The sequence below is a fragment of the Comamonas sp. w2-DMI genome (assembly GCF_040187735.1).
Lineage (GTDB): Bacteria > Pseudomonadota > Gammaproteobacteria > Burkholderiales > Burkholderiaceae_C > Comamonas > Comamonas terrae.
The window spans coordinates 73159-88058 of sequence record NZ_JBANEL010000013.1 but is presented as its reverse complement, the minus strand read 5'-3'; the positions used below and the strand labels follow the sequence as shown (position 1 = coordinate 88058).

Here is a 14900-nt window from a genome sequence, read left to right as displayed (position 1 = left end):
TTTGGGAATCACCAAAAATTCAGGCTTCTACCTCTTGCTCCTCGTCATCCCACAATGTTGGATCTTCTTCTCCTGCATTAGCAGCTGCGCCAAATGGCTTGGGTGAACTTAGCAAGTTCTCCACCTTAGCCTCCAGCAGAAAGAGTGGTGTCTTGCCTCCATAGGTCATCCATAGCGACTCACGAGCACGCGTCATCCCAACGAAGAAAACACGCCTCTCGGAAGGCCCGAGGGTAACGCTTGAGTGATCGTCGGTTTCATCGCAGCCGATCATGTAAACATGATCCCATTCCAGGCCTTTGCTGCCATGCATGGTCATCAAGCGCACAACGCCTTCCTCGGGCTCTTCCTTCTTCTTACGCGTAAGCAACCTTACCCGACCCTTCAGATCCCCCCGAATGCGAGTCAGCGCCTTCTCGACACTCGTCAGCCCCCTCTTCAGCCGGGTCACCTGCGGATGCTCACTGCCACTCTTTTTGGCGACCGCCCCAAGCATTGAGTACCAGCGTGAAAACTCATGAGAGGATTCATAAATCACAAGGTCGATTTCACCCTCTTTGGCATCGTTTCTCCACTTCCCCATGCACTTCGACATCTGGTTGATGACCTGGCTTTCGATTGACTCAAGCCCGTCTATTTCAACGCCATGGCCACGCCTGAATTTGATGTGGTGGCTGCTGAGTTCTTGCATGATGGCATTCACGCTCTGAGACTTGAAACCTAGCAGACCGAGCGACGGAGAGAGAAGGTCTGCAGAGCCTTTGCACATGAAGAGCAACATCGAAAGGTAGGCAGCTATATCGTCCCGCTCCCATAGTGAGGTGCCTGCGCGATAGCATGGAATTCCAGCGGCTTGTAGCGCGGCTTCAGCGATGTCCAAGAGAATGTTGGTTCTCGAAAGAACGGCCACGTTGTATGGAGCTGTGTGGTTCTCTGCTATGTGGCCAGCAATCCATTCGGCCTCTGTCTCTGGATCATCTTGGTGGCAACCTCCAACAAACCCACCTGCCCCACGGATTGCAACCTGGTTCTTTTCCACGCGATTTGGGTTGTTGTACCTTATGAGATTCGAGGCATGGAAAACAACTTCCGCTCTGGATCGATAATTCTCACCAAGGCGTACAACCTGAGCCTTGCACTCCTGAACAAATCGAATCATCCCTTGGTAACCGCATGCCGCACGCCAATCGTAGATCGTCTGGTCATCATCGCCTACGAGGGTCGTGACAACATCGTTCTGGCCATGCACGATGGCAATCAAGAGTTGTAGTTCATCGCTGTCCTGGGTCTCGTCAACAATCATGTCTGTGAAAGGGAACAAGGGCACCGTCCCCTCGTATAAACCAAGTGCCACGGTGCGCTTGATCGTTGCCAAGTCGAGCATGTTGCATGCCTTCAAGAAGGCGTAATACTCATTGATCAAGACCAACGTATTGGGACTCTCGTTCTCCAATTTTTCAATGAGCTGCGTGCGGTCCCTTGTCGATTGGTACGCATCAAATAGCTGCTGGTGCTCGTCTAAGTTTCCAAGGCCGAACTCCTTACAGATCCCACGCAGTTTGGGGTACTGGCTTGCAGGATTGAGGAGTTTGAACTTGTCGCCGATGGTCGATTTGTAGTGCCACAGACATAGTGAGTCCAGCGTAGACACTCTCAAACGATGAGGAGCTGGAAGGGGCAGACCTGCTTCTGTCATTGCCTTTTCCAGCCGATGCTGCATCTCCTGTGCTGAGTCGCGCGTGAAAGTGCACATAAGCAAGCTACGGTTTGGATTGCTCAATATGCGCAGTGCCTTTTGTACTGATGTCGCAGTTTTCCCAGATCCCGGGCCAGCGAAGATGATGGCGTTCTCGTCGCAGGTGATTGCTGCCTGCTGCGAAGGTGATGCTTTCATGTTACCCCCGTAAGGAAAAAAGCCGCCAAGGCATGACCATGGCGGCTTCGGATTCGTAAAGGGAATCAGGCGGCAGTGGCTTCTGCTGCTTGCTCTTGTGCGAACTCGTTCATGGCAGGGGTATCCGTAAATGCCACGCCGTCGATCTTCGCGTTGTTCTTTTCAACTACTGCACCTTCTGCAGCCGCTCGTGTTTGCGTGTCGATTGCCGAATCCAGTTCCTCGTCATGAATGCCTTCACTTTGCATTTCATTTCGAACACGAGTGGCTTCCTTGCGAAGGGTGATTGCCTCATTGCGAACGGTGTTGCCAATTGCCCGGAAGGAGAGAATCACCTTGCGCTCGATCTCGGTCTTTTCGTTGGAGTCGATAAGCCCAGACAAGACCCCAGCCGCAAGCTTCATGAAGAGCTGGTCAGCGCTCAACAACAGATCCAGGTACTGGCGGGCCTGAGCGTGAATCACTGGGACCAATTCCTTGTACTCACGGAGGTAACCGATTTCATCATCGGTTTGATTGTTGACCTTCAGAACATGGTCCACCTGGCCATGGTACTTGGTGAGGATTGCAGACACACCCCCCAACTTCTTGGCCATCAGATCAAAGTAGCGCACCAGGAGGTCGCGGTTGTACTTTGCACGCCGACGATACACGTATTCAGAGAACAGATTCTTCGACATGAAGGCGTAGTTGTTCTCATAGAACTTATGGATGCGATAGTTCAGGAAACCGACGCTCAGGAAGTGAATGGGGTCGGTGAACCGTTCCATGTAGTTCCCGCCGAAGCACTTTTCGAATGCTGCATTGCGCTCTGCGCGCACAACTTCGCGCTTCGCCGCTTCGTCAGCGAGGGAGGGGGTAAGGGTTTCAGTAGTCATTGATTGCTCCGCAAAAAGCCAATCTCTACTTTCACCTTTCACTCTCGAAAAAGGGCTGCCTAAATATTAGGATTTGACGATGATTCGGCGTTTAAGGCGTTTCCTTTGACGGATAGTTCACAGCCCGGACTACTGCCCTATCGAACATCTTGGCCATTCCAAGTGAGTGCAGTCGCTGAATTTCAGGGAGGCGCCTATCGGTTGCAGACCAATTGCTTGAGATGATCACGGACAAGTCATGCCCGCCTCGAAGTTCATCAAGCATAAAGAGAACTGGTATGTACTCCTCATAGCAGACCATGATGCGCCCGACCATCCCGCTGCCGATCTGCATGGCAGTATCCCTACGCCAATCCATGGGAAAGTGCTCTGCATTCCACGGGCGCCACATCGATAGAAGTGCGGGCTGTCTTTGATCGACCGTCGCACGAATCTGCCCGTCTTCGATCAGTGCGGCCTGGTTGAGGTATCCATCTTGCCCCAGTGCCAGCTTGCCAACGACTGCACTTTTTCCGGCCTTCTTGAGCGGTCGCAGCACTTTGGACTCCACCAAGAATGTTAAGGCCGGATCGTCCAAGTTCAGGGAGTTCTCAGGCAGCACAAGCACCCTCGCATGCTCGCCATCACCGCCCTGCCCTATGGACTTCAACAATAAATCTTTGATGGCTGAATAGCGCTCTACTTGCTCGTCGTCGTTAGCTGGAGGCTTGCCAAAATGCGTATCAAGTCCAACAACCCCTTCCACCGCTCGGTAGGTAGGCACTTCCTGCACCGCACCTGCAGCTGTTATGAGTAACAAACACGCGGCAATGGCATAGCGTTGCAGAACCCAACCTCGTGTCGAATAAACTAGCGCCGCCGCAAAGCCAGTTAGAGCAATCGCTGTAGCGACTCCAAAGAATCCCCAGCCTTTTAGGATGTACCCCCAAGCAACGACCGGATGGCCATCAAGTACCAGGGCAAACGGCGGAAGCAATCCGATGAGTAGGCCTAGCGCGACACCCACGCCAGCCCGCACTGGAGTCGATGTGCATGAGCCCTTTGAGAGCAAGGGCCACACAAGCGAAGCAAGCAGTGCGATCCCGCTCCAAGCAAGAGCGCCCATCAACAAAGAGTTGTCGAACCAACTGGCCGCGAAACCCATCAGCCCATAGACGGTTGCACCGTGGTAGCCGAAGGCGTATGTATAGACGCCGGCACGACCTGGCATAAGAGGGAACAGCATCGGGAAGGCGATTGCTGCCAGAGGTACATTTCCAAGTTGCCATGCTCCTGCACCTATGGCAGAACCGATAAGCAAAGGCCAAAAATATGGGCACGATGCCCTATAGAGAGCGGGGCAACGAGGCAGCGCAGAGTTGCCTGATTGTGGCGAGGTCCAAATGTTCATCGTTGTATTTAAGTGCCTCTAGTGCCAGAGACAGGATTTGATATCTGTGCTCCTGACTTACGCGAATCGGCCACCTTTTCCCACCTTGCTCAAGCTTCAAAAAGATGCTGGCCGCTTGCTCTTTGGCCCGTAGGTGTTTGTCGCGCGTTCGTCCATGGTTTCCAACGGCCCAAACTTGCTCTGGTGCCAACTTTCCTAGAAGAACGGCGGTGAACTGGGGAAGTTCAAGCAAGGTGAGCTGGAAGGAAATTCTTCCTTCCCAGTCATAGCTGCGTTGTGCAATTTGGAGGGCCGCTTCAACCGTCAACGTTCGCTTTTGCTTGCCATGCCCTGGCTTAGCCTTAAGCCAGTCCAGCTCGAACATGAAAGCGCACTTCTGCCCGTAAACATAGTGCTTCTTTCTGAAGACCTCTTGCTCCTGTGCGGTTCGCATAGTGCTCCTTGAAGGAGTCATGCCCTGTGGAACAACACTGAAGTCATTGGCTTCAATTTGGCTCACCTGGGCGACGGTATTGCGCTCAACCGAGTGGCAGATCTTGGAAAGCAGCAGGTCCCGGCTGCTAACCTTATACCCTTTAGCCAGCTGCGTGAGGTCACCGAAAAACTGCTGGCTCAGTTCGTCATCCTCACTCCTTGCCACGGCGTGCAGATGCATTTCAACCAAGCAGAGGTCTTCAACCGAGAGTCCGTTCAGCAGAGGCCGATACTCGTGAGCCTGCGCAGAAGGAAGGCCCCTACTACGGAGCACCAAACAGATTTTCTCGGAAGTAATCGTCATCAGGGGAGTTGGAGCAGGCTTGCAGTAATGGCCGCGCCAGCGTAAACCTGATAGTCCTTGGCATGCACACATCCGGTGATGGTCGAGCCCTCGGCAAAATGGGCCTTGCCTTTGATGACAACCCGCTCAGCATGAATGGTGCCCAGAATGTAGGCGTCACCGTCAATTTCTACCTCACCGGATAGCAAACCGTCATGTAGAAGCACAAGAGCACCCCCTACTCTCGCTTGCTCCTTGCAGTTCAGTGTTCCCTCCAGTAGGAGCCCACAAGGGAATTGCGCATTGCCCTCGATGACAGCTCCGGTGGGAATTCGAGAGCGCACATTGAGTGCATTGAAGTCTAGATTGAAGGCCGACATTTTTAGTTCATCCCGTAAGAGCCACGATTTGTTTTGATAATGCCGCGAGCGGCGTCAAGCCCATCCACGACCGCCCCATTGGGCAGGGTTCCGCCAATGACCACGCGCATTGGGAGTTGGGTATTGGGATTGGTCACAAGGGCATAGGCCGATTCGACATGAACAACTTCCACCGTCCCACTGCTACGACCATTATCACGACTTGCATTCTGGCGAGGCTCCGCATATCGAATTGGTGCCTTCTCTGCCGGCGTGGTTGTAGGGACTGCAGGAGAGACTGGGCGTCCGTTCGCATGCACCTCTCGTATTGGCAACGCGAAGCCCGCTGTATCCGCGTCTTCACGCTCATTTTTTGCAGTCTTGGCCTTGGTTCGATCTTGGTTAAATTCCTGCTGTCGAGGCTTTGCTTCTCCCCTTGGCCTTTCTACTTTTGCAACAGAGACTTGCTTCGGGTCACTGGACTTGACCACATCCGGCTTCTTGGCGGCAATCGCTACCTTCGGGGACTCGGCGATTGATTGGACTGCGTCCTTAGCAGAGACCTTTGCTTCTGGCTTTGAAGCTGACTTTGCCTCAGCCTTATCTTCAGTAACGCGTGCCTCTTCGAGCGGCTTGGCCAACTTCGAAGAAGGTGCTGTGCTAGGCACTGCCGATTGCTTCAGTGAGGCGATATCTGCCGAAGTCACACTATCACTGGTTAGGGGAATATCCATGGATGAGCTGTGTTTATCCAGGGTTGTGGACTGGCTTGGTAATTGGGGTGCTGCCAGCGGCGTGGAAGGCTGCTGCGGTACTTGTGGCTTGGTGGTCGGCTCAGCTTTGGCCGAAGCAGCATTTACTGCCACGCTCCCCGCTGGCCCCGGCATGGCCGGTGGTTGGCCAGCCAGCGCCTTTGGAAGTGTCCCTGCGGTTACTTGTTCCAATGACTCAAGTGGCATACCAGTACCTGTAGATGTCACACGACCCAAGACCGAATCAGGAACGACCTTGCTGCTTGGCTCAGGTGCCAACATATCCGGCATAGCCGAGGCTTTAGAGGATGTTGGGGTGGCAGGGGCTAGTTGCGCAATGTCAGTGGAGACAGATGGGGCATCAACTTTTGTCTTCAACTGCGTGCCAATGACAAGTAGCAGTGCCGTCACTCCACATACAGTGGGCAACAAGTATTTCTTGGTTCGGGAGGGGGGCTTACGTGCAGAGTTTGCACGACCTTCATCTCGTTCTCCCATAAGACCCAGTCCTGCTACACCAGCATCAGCGGCATCCGGGATTGGTGTATGTGTCTTTGCACCCCTCTTGGCGAAGCCCCAAATGTCCTTTTTGGTCGTGGCAGGAGCGTGGAGAGCTTCTCGCTCATCAACCGGGGTTCCAAGTTCGACGCTCAACCTCCTACCCACAACTACGCCGTTGATCTTTTCTTCCTGAGTTACTTCTTCGATGTGGTCCATGTCATCTTCGCTCTCACTATGCCGTCGTCACATGCTCCTGACGATTGAAGCCAATCAGGGCTGGAAGATTGAATAATGACTCCATGCCCGCTGGAACAGGCAGGGTTTTGGTACGAGATTGCACATGTTTCGACCCGACGATGGTTTGCTCCACGGGCAGGGGCAATGCATCAAGGTCCACACCAGCACGATGAAACTTGCTTTCCCATTCACCAAGTAACTTGTCCCCATAAGTATTCATTGCCGCAGAAGAAGGCTTGGCCCCTGGTGCAATCCCTGCATACCGGATATCTATGGTAGTAAAGGGCTGGTATTTCGAACCACGCGTACTCTTCTCCCACACTGTCACATCCAGCAAAGCTGCATTTAGCATTCCGTTAGCCTTTGCCTGTGCATACTCCAATCCGGATAGCATGGCCAAGAATCCGTTTTGTGAGTTACTTCGGATTTCAATTGGCATTTCATCAAGAGTGGCGTTCAGCCTAACATCTATCACGCACGGGGAAGACCCATTGTTGGCGATTGGGCAGCGTGATGGGCCAAGACAACGCCTCTTAACTTCTGTCTTGTCAGCCAACGTCTGATTTGCGACTTTTCCGTTCCCTGTGCAGACAGGATGGTCCAACTCTGTATCCGACCACTTCACAAAGGCGGCTCTTAATACATGAGCAGGATTATCAAACTCAACCCTGACACGGATTGAATCAAGTTTTCTGGCATCGCCTTTTTTGGCGTTATGCAGTTCGTGCCTTTTGAAGGCCGGTGACTGCAGTGATGCATTCGGATCACCAATCTCTTCATGCACATGAGTGACTATCTCAAGACCAGCCTTTTCGCCTTGAGCCGCATTTTCCACCCTGATGATTGCGACTGGAGATCGATACGCTCTGTGAAGATCAATATGCATTTTTTAAGATTCCTTCACTACATCAAATCACATTTCTGGCTCAGTGCAAGTTTTCTGAAGATACAACCACATTCGAGATCTCCTCTGCCAAGCTCCCCATCCTCGAACTAGCAAACTCGAAAATGCGCCGTATGGCTTCCATCGACACAAGTGAAGTATTCAGGTGGAGCTCGCGTTTGTAGAGTCTTGCACCCTCAGTCATAACACTGAAACGGATAATGAAGTTATGGCTACTGGTTAAAGTTGCGTATGGCCTCCCTGTCAAACAGGTATCTGCCAGATGTTGGATTAGAAACTTCATGCCTTCTTCATATGCATCAGCCAAGTTACTTATCGCGCCTACTCGAATATCTGATGTGGAGGGCAACTTCATCATACTGTGAAGCGCCAGGCGACCCTGCATCTCTCTTGAGAATCGCTCCCGCTCCACCAACGTTTGCTCATTAAACTTGGGCATCCGGTTGATCCTTGATGCCGAGCCCACGATGAAACAAAGTTCAGGTTCCATACCTGACTCTATACGCTCCGCTAATTCCAGTGGCATCTTGAATGTAGGCATGACCCCATCAAATCTCGCATCCTCAGCCATGGCCCCAAAGAACTTTGCTTGGTTGGAAATCTCCATCCCTGAGATCAGGTCAGCATGCATTACACCGCTAAAATTTCTGATACGACAATCATGGCCAAAATACTTCATGATCATTCGCCGAGCATCATTATCAATTACTTCGATGGCTTGCCCCCCTGTGGAGACAAAGCTCGACGCTGCCCTATAAATCAGCACAGGCACAGCCCAGATGACTGCATTTATCGTATGCGCAAGCCCTTCCGTTTCTTTTACGTAATTGCATAAAGCAAACCGGAGGCTATGCCCGAGCAAATCCCGCCCACACTCACTCCCCAATAAGGCTTCGATTTTTTCATCGTCCCCTGCGGTCAGAGCTGCTCTGAGCTCAAGGATGCTTCCAATGTTTTCGCTGTGTTGCTTGATCATTTTTTCTCCGTACCATTCACTATACGAACAACGTCGTTCAGTGCAAGTCTTCGGCGGCGCACTTGCACTGCGAGCTATATCAGGTATCTTTAATGCATGAACTCCAAGATCCAGTGCATCACCAAGATCAACAGTAACCGCGAATACCATGCGGATGTAGATATTTATTCGTCCACCATGCTCAAGAAGGCCATTGATTCGCCGGCCACTTTTATTCAGGGGCTGCTTGAGCGGTATATCACCAAAAGGTCTACAGACTTCGGTTCATTGATGCACGCACTGGTGCTTGAGCCAGAAACAGTCAATGATTTAGTAGCTATATATCCCGATGAGTTCACCAGGGCCAAAGAGTCAACATTGTTTAAGGAGGTCAATAAGGGGCGTTTTTGCTTAACATTGCGGGAATTTGTCCAAGCACAAAACCTAGCAGACAAAGTTCTTAATCAAAAATTTCGCGGACGCCCATTCCATCAGTTTGTTGCTGAAGGTGTAGCGGAGGAGAGTTATTACTTTACAGATCCGACTACAGGCTTGAGCTGCCGCACAAGGCTGGATCTCCGTCATCCAGAGACCACGTTCGACCTCAAGACTACACGGTACTCAGAACCGGATAGTTTTGCAAAGCAAGCGGTAGACTTACACTACGATCTGTCAGCGTACATGTACGCTTTGTCACGCCTGCTCTACGAAATCGCCCACCCTGAGGAATACTCTTCCCCTACGCTAAAACCCTTCGTTTTGGTCTCGATTTGCACCGAAGCACCACACAGTGTGTTCTTCCGACCTGTATCGTCTACATTTATGGAAAACGGCAAGAAGAAATATGAAAATGCACTTGCTATAATCAAAGCCTGCAGCCAGGTACAGGCTTGGCCTGCGATGGGTGGCGAGATCGAGCTTGATATTGCTCCATGGCAGAGCTTCACTCCGAACTCTTCTGCAAACTTGTGCGCGTCTATTTGATCGGAAACTACATGTCTACTTACAAAGAACTCCTTGCCCAACGCGAGCAACTGGAACAACAGATCGCAGAGGTTCGCAAAGCCGAACTCGCTGGAGCTGTTGCCCAAGTACGCACGCTCATCGCTGAATTTGGCCTTACCAAAGATGATGTGTTCCCCACTTCGCGCCGCTCCTCGCAGGCTGGCACCAAGGTGGCACCGAAGTACCGCGACCCTGCTACTGGTAGAACATGGTCTGGCCGTGGCAAGGCCCCCAAATGGCTGTCCGATCTGCCCGAAGATCAACGCCAGTCTTTTCTCATTGCCGAATAATTGGCAACACCAATCAAAAAGGGTGCCCAAGGTTTTTTCCTTGGGCACCCTTTTCTTTGTTTGTTTCAAGCCTATGACCTCACTTTTCTTGATGGGGCCATACGCTTATTTCTCTGCCATCGATGGCTTAGAAGTTTTCTGATAACCAAAATGCTCAATCTTGCGATAGAACTTCTTCAAATCAAACTCCCCATGATTCCAGTCTGTGACATCGCTCGTGATCGCATCTTCAACTATCTGCGGGACACCTACGCCCCAGCTATCGAGCTGATTAAATAACGCAGTTTCTGTCGGGAGTGGCTTGGATTTTCTGACGGGTACCGAATCGATGCCGCCGTCATAGATTGCTCCAAAAAAAAGTGGCCGTTATTGGGCAAAAACCTGTCATAACAATCGAGGTTTTTCCAGCTACCTTAGTGGTAAATGTGTACTGTGACATTCAGGCCTCTCAATCTTTGAACAGGAACTGACTCAGTGCTTCCGAATCGTTCAGGTTCAGCTTTGAAGGGTCGATGTCTTTCTTCTCCTTGCACCCTTTGAGGCGTGAGGTGATCTCCTTCCTTGCTTTCTTGGGGTCAATAGGCAAGGTGCAGGGAACCCTGATGGGGTCGAGAAATTTAGGATTGGCCATATGATGCTCCTCTTGGGTAGTGGGCATCACACGCCAGGGCGCTAGATGCCCTGAGTGGGTAAAGGTTGAACAGGTCAACAATGACGCACAAATGCGTTCATAAATATAAATATATCAGCAAGCTACTAAATAAACAAGTCATTGGTTTGTTCTGCTTGCCAAAGAATAACTTCCACGCTTTTCCCTGCTGCTCGAATTTCAGAAACAGCCCGCTCCCCGCGCTTTTGGCCTTTGCGATCAAACACGAAGAAATAATCTGGAGAAGTATGTAATAACTTTACTTCATTCCCGACTAACCTCTGATCCTTCTTGCCTACATAGCGAATGGGAATTCCCTCATTAAGAGCATAGTCATGGATAAATTGGTTTCCGTGCCGCCCTCTCCAATGAACTAGAGACCACCCGCCTTCAAATCGCTTGGAAATGAGGCGCAACCGGCGATTTAGATTCATTATTGGCACAGCTAGTTCAGCAAGAATGCATACCGTTGGCATCCTGGCCATCCAAACCCCCTGCTTCACCCATGTAGCCGCCATAGGCTCAGATGCTCCCGAGCGCATGACTTCCTTGATGATGGAATCTAGGAAGAAGTCATTCTCCCCATGCTCTATGCAGTAGTAGGCAACACCAAGAGCAATCGTGCGAGGCCGGATCAATTGCCAGTCAGATCGCCAGCAGTGGGTATGCCTCCGAGAGAATTTTCTCGCCTCGTGCTCACCCGGCATCATCAAGAGCTCTTGGACCAGTTCAGCATGCAATCCCAAATCGAATTTTTTGGCCTCTATCCAGTGAGACAAGGTCAAGAAATGCGCCGGTGCACCGTTCTGCAGCTGAGCAATTTCAGGCCCATGGAAGCTGCTCAGTGGTTGTAGCAACATGCGTTTCAGCAGAAAACTAAGTTTCGAACTTTTCTTAAACTAAGTTTTGATCATTCGGGCATGTGGTGCTCTGCCCTTACCTTGGCTCCATGTTGGATGGCAATTTCTTCATAGTGAATCTTCCCCTCAACCACAGCTCCCCCTGCTATTTCGAGCTTTTTGGCAAAAATCACCCCCTTGAAATTGCCTGCGATCAACACAGCATCAGCCTTGACGGTGCACATCTCGGCACGGCCTGTGCAATCCAGATGGAAGAGAGATCCGGCTGCCAGCGCAACCTCGCCTGAGATGATCCCGGACACCAAAAGGCCTGCATTGCTCTGCTTTGATGTATACACACCATTGAAGTCAGTTTCGCTGGTCAACCGTGTGGTCACGCAGGCCAGTTCTCGCTCCGTAATCAAACGAAAACTTAGTTCGCTGCATCGCTGTACGAGTGGCACATCTTGCACAGTCTGCCCTCGCATCGCGGAAGGCTCTGCATTCTGCCCTCCCAGCTGAGTCTCAGCAGCATCAGATTGGGCACCTGGCCTCGCTCCAAAATGAAAAACGGTGGAAGGGGGGGTAACTGGTGGCATGGAGAGTGTCATTGGATTTCCTTGTAAAACTTAGTTTTGATCAGCGTGCCAGAAGTCGCTGCTGTGTATCCTGGTCTTCGCGTAGCTCCCTTAGTGCTGGATTCCTAACGAGTCTCGCTCCTGACAGTCCACCTCTGATGCGAATGTTCCGGTACTCGATCTGAGCAGCAACTTTTGCAGTCTGTTCAATTGCGATTGCAGAGGCTGTGATTGCCCCTTCCACTTCGCCGTAGACCAATGCATTAGAGGCATGAACTTCGCCGCGAACAACAGCCTGTTCATCAACATAGACATTTGCCCCAGATGCCATCTCGGTGATCTGACCACTGACACGCCCTTCAATAATCACTCGACCACCAACTTTCAACGTACCCAACATCACTGCATCACCTGCAATGACTGTGTCCGTCGGCTTCGGTTGTGGGAAAGGCGAGATTCGCTCCTTTTCCCTGGTGTCCAGGTTTAGTTGATTCGTAAGCGGTTCAGAAGGTACTGCTTCTTCTAGCTCAACGGCAACCGCCCTACTCTCAACTATCTGGGCTCTTTTCCTGCGGAAAGCCCCGAACATCCGCTCAATGAATTTCATTGCCACACAGCAAGTTATTTATGGCGTCAGCATGACCGACGAACTTAGTCATTCTTCTCATTTTTACGGATTGCGCATGGATTTTTGTTCGGTATTGCTGCAACTTTTGAGCCCCCATCGCATCGCTGTAGGTAAAAACTCTGATCCATTCCGAGTTATGGGGTAGTTTGCAAATCAGGTAGGGCACTCCTGATCCCCATTTGTGATCCTTCGTGACGTGCAATTCATGGCCACTCTGTACTAAGGACTCCACCAGCTCCCGTTCTATTGGTAGCGATGCCGGCAGCCAGCGCGATGACACCTCAAGTAAAGCCATATCGAGCACGTGTACCAGTCCAAGATGATCGATGGCCACACACAGAGCCACTACAGGCCTGTATTGACTACCGAACGAAAGCTGCTGGAGCTTACTTGTCAACCTTGGATCTATCGCTTCTGCCGCTTCTGGGACCAATCCAAACTCTTCGAAGTGGTTTCGTACGCGGAGAACCCAAGTTCCTGATGTCCACGCAACTGAAGCCAACTCTCCGATCACCAAAGATGTGGCGTATGGGGACTGCGAATCATCTGGTGAATAGCTAAAGGGGTTTTGCAGCAACGGCATGATGAAATCCTTCCAAGCGTTGTTCAGTTCTGCTTTTCTCGCTTGAGAGAAGGTATCTGGGACAAACAAGTGCCTTGCTACTGCCACACGATTCACCACCATATTCTTAGCGGCTTTCAAGAGCCTATGACGAACAAAACTCCAATCACGTCCCCAGCCGGGTTTCCATGACGAAAGTAGGGCGCTCTGCCAAATCTCTGAAAGCAACCAATTCAGATCAACATGCGTCTGACTAACATCTGAGATGGCTTGATGCAGCCATTCGTCACTTCGCCAACCATTGCGGTACATAAGATGATGGTGCTCATCTTGCTTCGAGTCTGTGTCATCCCTTGGGGCATACGTGGCCTTATACGTGCCTCCGAATGGGCAACCGCTGACGTGAAGGGCAGCCGTTCCAGGCCAAGCAGCCAAGATGTACCCTCCAGACAGCTTGCGCACTACCAGTTGAAGTTGTTTTGCACCATCGCAAAGGCATCTGGCATTCTTTTTTCGTTTGGCTTGAAGCATTTCTGACTGGTAGAGCTGAGGCTGTCTTTGTGCTAGCGCTGCCTCTACGAATGCACCATCTAATGCCACGATATAACTCATAAATCCCCCCCTTTATCCATAAGACGTATTCCGCAATACATACAGATAAGGGCAGACTGAGTTGTTATCAGACTACCCCTTTTTGTCGCTACTAACGTAGATCGGACCTTTTTGTCAGAAAACTGGACTACAAATTGCTTGAAGCCAATAGCAATAGCGCCATCAGCTTTTCTTAGGCTTCGAGATCACCCCAACTACAGCTATGTAGCCTATTGGAGCCATGTTGAACATTTGTCTTCAACGGCTGATGCAACTTTCCGTTTTTCTCACGCAATTGAAGCATCTCATATCTTGTCAAAAAATTCTGGGCGCCTGATATCAAAAACTCTTGCAAAAGGCTCCTTTCAAGATCGTTTTCCTCCGAAAAACGGCCCCAGCAATGGTCATCATTCGGTTGTCCGCGCGGTATCAGAAGGCGCTGGCGCGCTAATTTGCCAATCAACATCCGCCTGAGTTCTAACGAGAATGTCTCCACACAGAGATCCTCCATTGGATGTGTAATTCGACTCAATCTCACACCTCGTCGTCAAGCACAGGAAAGACCCCAATGATTGCTTACGAACGATAAGTCTCAATGTCAAACGCACTGCATCCACTTTGCTTATCCACATGATTCTCCAGCAAAGCGTATGCACATGACATGCAAATTGAAATCTGTAGAAATCCAATCTCAATTACATCATTACTCCATTCATCGCCACTAATACATTGCACCCGCACCTATGGCATCCATTGATGCATAACGCGGTTTCAACCACCATTCAATAAAACGACTGGGCCTTAACAATTCCATCAAATGCAATAGTAGAACTGACACAAACATGACCTCAAAAAATTGCCAAAAAACCACGAATTTTGAGGGATCAGACCTCGATATCCAGACCCTGGAGGAATTTTGAGCGGAGATTTTTTAATGCTCAAAAAGGCAATTTCAAGCAACAATCTTGCACCATCCAGGTATCTATCGCAATATTCATGCTTAGTTTGCTATTTTCGCATCCAGGCGGAGGTGCAAAAAAATGCACGAGAATTGAGTCTCTAGGCTTATTTTTAGCCTTCGGCTGAATTTTTCGCCCAATCCTTAATTTTTCGCCTATGATCTCGGAAAGG

The 14900-nt window shown here is 50.7% G+C and carries 15 protein-coding genes; 2 read left to right on the top strand and 13 right to left on the bottom strand.

Features of this window, described 5'->3' with window-relative positions; all coding sequences use genetic code 11:
• Positions 1–19: 19 nt before the first annotated feature.
• The 8 genes from V8Z74_RS14940 to V8Z74_RS14905 all read right to left on the bottom strand — a co-directional run bounded on the left by V8Z74_RS14940 (position 20) and on the right by V8Z74_RS14905 (position 8648).
• Positions 20–1894, bottom strand: a complete 1875-nt coding sequence (locus V8Z74_RS14940; RefSeq protein ID WP_349709883.1) for a UvrD-helicase domain-containing protein — start codon at positions 1892–1894, stop codon at positions 20–22.
• A gap of 65 nt (positions 1895–1959) precedes the next feature.
• Positions 1960–2772 (bottom strand): hypothetical protein, encoded by an 813-nt coding sequence (locus V8Z74_RS14935; protein WP_349709881.1) that lies wholly within the window; start codon positions 2770–2772, stop codon positions 1960–1962.
• A gap of 91 nt (positions 2773–2863) precedes the next feature.
• Positions 2864–3997, bottom strand: coding sequence for a carbon-nitrogen hydrolase family protein (locus tag V8Z74_RS14930; protein WP_349709880.1), 1134 nt, complete (start codon positions 3995–3997; stop codon positions 2864–2866).
• Positions 3998–4097: 100 nt separating this feature from the next.
• On the bottom strand, positions 4098–4940 hold the full coding sequence (locus V8Z74_RS14925) for a hypothetical protein (protein WP_349709879.1): 843 nt from the start codon (positions 4938–4940) through the stop codon (positions 4098–4100).
• Complete coding sequence (locus tag V8Z74_RS14920; protein ID WP_349709877.1) at positions 4940–5299, bottom strand: polymer-forming cytoskeletal protein; 360 nt, start codon at positions 5297–5299, stop codon at positions 4940–4942. The genes V8Z74_RS14925 and V8Z74_RS14920 overlap by 1 nt, the downstream gene beginning before the upstream one ends.
• A gap of 2 nt (positions 5300–5301) precedes the next feature.
• The gene (locus V8Z74_RS14915) at positions 5302–6747 is read right to left on the bottom strand and encodes a hypothetical protein (RefSeq protein ID WP_349709876.1); all 1446 of its coding nucleotides are present in this window, start codon (positions 6745–6747) and stop codon (positions 5302–5304) included.
• A gap of 16 nt (positions 6748–6763) precedes the next feature.
• Positions 6764–7654, bottom strand: coding sequence for a recombination directionality factor (locus V8Z74_RS14910; RefSeq protein WP_349709875.1), 891 nt, complete (start codon positions 7652–7654; stop codon positions 6764–6766).
• A 40-nt stretch (positions 7655–7694) separates the two neighbouring features.
• Positions 7695–8648, bottom strand: coding sequence for a hypothetical protein (locus tag V8Z74_RS14905; RefSeq protein ID WP_349709874.1), 954 nt, complete (start codon positions 8646–8648; stop codon positions 7695–7697).
• A 96-nt stretch (positions 8649–8744) separates the two neighbouring features.
• Between V8Z74_RS14905 and V8Z74_RS14900 the strand changes: the two genes are divergently transcribed.
• Together V8Z74_RS14900 and V8Z74_RS14895 are read left to right on the top strand one after the other, a co-directional pair.
• Positions 8745–9611, top strand: a complete 867-nt coding sequence (locus V8Z74_RS14900) for a PD-(D/E)XK nuclease-like domain-containing protein (RefSeq protein ID WP_349709872.1) — start codon at positions 8745–8747, stop codon at positions 9609–9611.
• A gap of 11 nt (positions 9612–9622) precedes the next feature.
• Positions 9623–9922, top strand: a complete 300-nt coding sequence (locus V8Z74_RS14895; protein WP_349709870.1) for an H-NS histone family protein — start codon at positions 9623–9625, stop codon at positions 9920–9922.
• A 448-nt stretch (positions 9923–10370) separates the two neighbouring features.
• Here V8Z74_RS14895 and V8Z74_RS14890 read toward each other — a convergent pair whose 3' ends face one another.
• The 5 genes from V8Z74_RS14890 to V8Z74_RS14870 all read right to left on the bottom strand — a co-directional run bounded on the left by V8Z74_RS14890 (position 10371) and on the right by V8Z74_RS14870 (position 13790).
• Positions 10371–10553 (bottom strand): hypothetical protein, encoded by a 183-nt coding sequence (locus V8Z74_RS14890; RefSeq protein WP_349709867.1) that lies wholly within the window; start codon positions 10551–10553, stop codon positions 10371–10373.
• Positions 10554–10678: 125 nt separating this feature from the next.
• Positions 10679–11431 carry a hypothetical protein gene (locus tag V8Z74_RS14885; protein WP_349709866.1) on the bottom strand — a complete coding sequence of 251 codons (753 nt, stop codon included), beginning with the start codon at positions 11429–11431 and terminating at the stop codon, positions 10679–10681.
• A gap of 50 nt (positions 11432–11481) precedes the next feature.
• Positions 11482–12021 (bottom strand): bactofilin family protein, encoded by a 540-nt coding sequence (locus tag V8Z74_RS14880; RefSeq protein ID WP_349709865.1) that lies wholly within the window; start codon positions 12019–12021, stop codon positions 11482–11484.
• 28 nt (positions 12022–12049) lie between these two features.
• Complete coding sequence (locus tag V8Z74_RS14875; RefSeq protein WP_349709863.1) at positions 12050–12595, bottom strand: bactofilin family protein; 546 nt, start codon at positions 12593–12595, stop codon at positions 12050–12052.
• Positions 12582–13790: a DUF1173 family protein gene (locus tag V8Z74_RS14870; protein WP_349709862.1), complete on the bottom strand. Its 1209-nt coding sequence runs from the start codon at positions 13788–13790 to the stop codon at positions 12582–12584. The genes V8Z74_RS14875 and V8Z74_RS14870 overlap by 14 nt, the downstream gene beginning before the upstream one ends.
• Positions 13791–14900 lie beyond the last annotated feature (1110 nt).

Excerpts from the sequence above, each read along its gene's own strand:
- V8Z74_RS14940 (WP_349709883.1), bottom strand. The coding sequence starts at position 1,894 with ATGAAAGCATCACCTTCGCAGCAGGCAGCAATCACCTGCGACGAGAAC.
- V8Z74_RS14935 (WP_349709881.1), bottom strand. The coding sequence starts at position 2,772 with ATGACTACTGAAACCCTTACCCCCTCCCTCGCTGACGAAGCGGCGAAG.
- V8Z74_RS14930 (WP_349709880.1), bottom strand. The coding sequence starts at position 3,997 with ATGCTGTTCCCTCTTATGCCAGGTCGTGCCGGCGTCTATACATACGCC.
- V8Z74_RS14925 (WP_349709879.1), bottom strand. The coding sequence starts at position 4,940 with ATGACGATTACTTCCGAGAAAATCTGTTTGGTGCTCCGTAGTAGGGGC.
- V8Z74_RS14920 (WP_349709877.1), bottom strand. The coding sequence starts at position 5,299 with ATGTCGGCCTTCAATCTAGACTTCAATGCACTCAATGTGCGCTCTCGA.
- V8Z74_RS14915 (WP_349709876.1), bottom strand. The coding sequence starts at position 6,747 with ATGGACCACATCGAAGAAGTAACTCAGGAAGAAAAGATCAACGGCGTA.
- V8Z74_RS14910 (WP_349709875.1), bottom strand. The coding sequence starts at position 7,654 with ATGCATATTGATCTTCACAGAGCGTATCGATCTCCAGTCGCAATCATC.
- V8Z74_RS14905 (WP_349709874.1), bottom strand. The coding sequence starts at position 8,648 with ATGATCAAGCAACACAGCGAAAACATTGGAAGCATCCTTGAGCTCAGA.
- V8Z74_RS14900 (WP_349709872.1), top strand. The coding sequence starts at position 8,745 with ATGAACTCCAAGATCCAGTGCATCACCAAGATCAACAGTAACCGCGAA.
- V8Z74_RS14895 (WP_349709870.1), top strand. The coding sequence starts at position 9,623 with ATGTCTACTTACAAAGAACTCCTTGCCCAACGCGAGCAACTGGAACAA.
- V8Z74_RS14890 (WP_349709867.1), bottom strand. The coding sequence starts at position 10,553 with ATGGCCAATCCTAAATTTCTCGACCCCATCAGGGTTCCCTGCACCTTG.
- V8Z74_RS14885 (WP_349709866.1), bottom strand. The coding sequence starts at position 11,431 with ATGTTGCTACAACCACTGAGCAGCTTCCATGGGCCTGAAATTGCTCAG.
- V8Z74_RS14880 (WP_349709865.1), bottom strand. The coding sequence starts at position 12,021 with ATGACACTCTCCATGCCACCAGTTACCCCCCCTTCCACCGTTTTTCAT.
- V8Z74_RS14875 (WP_349709863.1), bottom strand. The coding sequence starts at position 12,595 with ATGAAATTCATTGAGCGGATGTTCGGGGCTTTCCGCAGGAAAAGAGCC.
- V8Z74_RS14870 (WP_349709862.1), bottom strand. The coding sequence starts at position 13,790 with ATGAGTTATATCGTGGCATTAGATGGTGCATTCGTAGAGGCAGCGCTA.